The organism is Stenotrophomonas sp. 05L44_2 (assembly GCF_056665995.1).
Genome location: NZ_JBFTNR010000557.1, coordinates 1 through 2804, shown reverse-complemented (window position 1 = coordinate 2804; position 2804 = coordinate 1). Strand labels below are relative to the sequence as shown.

Here is a 2804-nt window from a genome sequence, read left to right as displayed (position 1 = left end):
GGCATCCGCTTCCTGCTGCTTGGCCAGACGCAGCTTCTGCTCGGCCTCTTCCTGGCGCTTGCGCTCGGTCAGGTCGATCTGCTCCTGGCGGCGCTTGGCTTCCTGCTCCTGCTTGGCCTTTTCCTGCGAGATCGCCAACGCGCTGACCGCGTCCTGGTCCTTGGTGTCGGGCTGCGCCACGCGTTCCTGCGCCTGTTGCTGCTGCGGCGTCGGTGCGTCCTGCGGGCGCGGCTCTTCAATCGGCTGCGGCGGCGGGATGGTGTCTTCCGGCACCGGGATCGGTTCGGCCACCGGCGGCGGCAGGTCTTCCAGCTTTTCCGACTGGCGCAGGGCCTGGCGGGCGGCAGCGGCTTCGGACGCGGACAGTGCCAGGCTGGCCTCGACCGAGGGATCACCTGCGGCGGCATCGGTATTGCGCTGCGGTGACCACAGCCAGGCGCCGATGAAGATYAACGCGACCAGCAGGTGCACCAGCACGGCCAGCACCATCGGCTGGCCCCAGCCGGGTTCCTGCTTGTGCGGTGGCGGCAGGGCGTCAGCGTGCATCGGTGGCCAGGCCTACCTTGTCCACGTTGGCGCGCTTGATCACGTCCATCGCCGCGATGACCTTTTCATAGGCCACGGCACGGTCGGCGGCGACGATCACGCGCACTCCCTTGTCCTGCGCGGCGATGCCGGACAGGTGGCCCTGCAGTTCCTCGGCAGTGACGGCCGTGGGTTCCTTGGCGTCGGGCAGCTTCAGGCTGAGCTGGCCGTCCTGGCGCACCGAGACGATCACCGGTTCCTGCTTGCTTTCCAGCGCCTTGGCGTTGGAATTGGGCAGGTCGACATCGAAGCTCAGGGTGAGCAGTGGCGCGGTGACCATGAAGATGATCARCAGCACCAGCATGACGTCGATATAGGGAACGACGTTGATTTCCGATTTCAGCTTGCGGCGCTTGCGGCGACCGATGGCAGCGGACATGGCTTGGACTCCCGGGTCTGGCGCTTACTCGTCGCCAGCGCTCTGGCGCTGCAGGATCGAGCTGAACTCGTCGGCGAAGGTCTCGAAACGCACCGACATGCGCTCCACGCGGGTGGTGAAGCGGTTGTAGGCCCATACCGCCGGGATCGCCACGAACAGGCCGATGGCAGTGGCGAACAGGGCTTCGGAGATGCCCGGGGCGACGGCGGCAATACCGGCCTGGGCGCCGCTGCTGATCATGTCGTGCATGGTCACCATGATGCCGAACACGGTACCGACCAGGCCTACGTACGGGGCGGTCGAGCCGATGTTGGCCAGCAGCTCCAGGTTGCGCTCGAGCTGGTCGACTTCGCGGGTGTAGGTGGTGCGCATGGCGCGCTGGGCACCTTCCAGCTGGGCACGGCCATCCAGCCGGCGCTTGTCGCGCAGGCGGGTGTACTCGCGGAAACCGGCTTCGAAGATGGCTTCCAGGCCGCCGACATTGCGGCTGCGGTCGGTGGCCGAGCTGTACAGCTTGCCCAGGTCGGCACCGGACCAGAAGCGGTTCTCGAACTCGTCGGCTTCGCGGGTGGCCTGCTTGAAGATGCGGGCCTTGCGGAAAATGATCACCCAGCTGACGAACGAGCCGACCAGCAGCGCCAGCACGATGATCTTCACCGGCAAGCTGGCCTTGGCCATCAGTTCGAGGTAGTTGATGCCGCCGCCGGTGGTGGCCTGGGCAAGGGTCTGGGTCGCGGCATTGCTGACGTCAGCCGGCAAAGCCTCGGTGACCGTGGCCTGCAGGGCCAGGAGCGTTGCGATCATCCGTTGTTCCTCAAGAGTTCTGTTCGGATTCGGGGTGGAGGTGGGGTTGCAGCGCGGCAAGGACGGCATCGTCCATGCCACGCGGGCGGAAACTGGCCGCGTCCAGTGCGGCGATGCGGACCTGTGCGGACAGCAGCAGCTGGCCGTCGCGCAGGACCTGCTGGTCGAAGACCATGCTGGCCTTCTTCAGCTGGACCAGGGTGGCGCTTACCTGCAGCTGGTCATCCAGCCGTGCCGGCTTGATGAAATCCATCTGCATGGAGCGCACCGCGAAGACCATGCCGTGCTCGGACCGCATGCGCTCCTGGCCGTAGCCCAGCGCGCGCATCCATTCGGTCCGGGCCCGTTCCATGAAGGCCACGTAGCGGGCGTGGTAGACCACGCCGCCAGCGTCGGTATCTTCCCAGTAAATGCGTGTCGGCCAACTGAATCGCGGTTCAACCGACATCGGGGACCTCGGCAAACAGGTCCTGCGGCGGGTTCTTCGGCTTCAGGCCCATGTGCCGGTAGGCCTTGTGGGTCGCCATGCGGCCACGCGCGGTGCGCACCAGGAAGCCCTGCTGGATCAGGTACGGCTCGACCACGTCTTCCAGCGTGCCACGCTCTTCGGAMAGCGCYGCGGCGAGCGACTCGATGCCCACCGGGCCACCGTCGAAGTAATCGACCATGGTCTTCAGCAGCCGGCGGTCAAGCTCGTCGAAGCCTTCCGGGTCGACCTTGAGCATCTGCATTGCGGCCTGGGCCACGGTCTGGTCGATGTGGCCACCGGCCTTGACCTGGGCGTAATCGCGCACGCGGCGCAACAGGCGGTTGGCGATACGCGGGGTGCCACGCGCGCGGCGCGCGATCTCCCCTGCCCCGTCGGCGGTGCAGTCGATGGCCAGGATCGCRGCCGAGCGGCGCACGATGCGGGTCAGTTCTTCGACGCTGTAGAACTCCAGGCGCTGGACGATGCCAAAGCGGTCGCGCAGCGGTGCGGTCAGCAGGCCGGCGCGGGTGGTGGCGCCGATCAGGGTGAACGGCGGCAGGTCGATCT

General features: G+C 66.9%; 4 protein-coding genes and 1 pseudogene. All 5 read right to left on the bottom strand.

All coding sequences use genetic code 11. The annotated features are described in order from the left end of the window. Positions 1-546: pseudogene (locus tag AC1VAN_RS17340) on the bottom strand (cell envelope integrity protein TolA); the annotation flags it as partial. Next, positions 536-964, bottom strand: coding sequence for a protein TolR (gene tolR / locus AC1VAN_RS17335; RefSeq protein WP_032975135.1), 429 nt, complete (start codon positions 962-964; stop codon positions 536-538). The gene tolR and the pseudogene AC1VAN_RS17340, both read right to left, overlap by 11 nt. Before the next feature lie 24 nt (positions 965-988). After that, the gene (gene tolQ, locus AC1VAN_RS17330) at positions 989-1768 is read right to left on the bottom strand and encodes a protein TolQ (RefSeq protein WP_025874672.1); all 780 of its coding nucleotides are present in this window, start codon (positions 1766-1768) and stop codon (positions 989-991) included. A 10-nt stretch (positions 1769-1778) separates the two neighbouring features. Beyond that, positions 1779-2216, bottom strand: a complete 438-nt coding sequence (gene ybgC / locus AC1VAN_RS17325; protein ID WP_032975136.1) for a tol-pal system-associated acyl-CoA thioesterase — start codon at positions 2214-2216, stop codon at positions 1779-1781. Then, positions 2206-2804, bottom strand: a 599-nt coding sequence (ruvB, locus tag AC1VAN_RS17320) for a Holliday junction branch migration DNA helicase RuvB (RefSeq protein ID WP_480986296.1), incomplete at its 5' end; no start/stop codon positions are given. The genes ybgC and ruvB, both read right to left, overlap by 11 nt.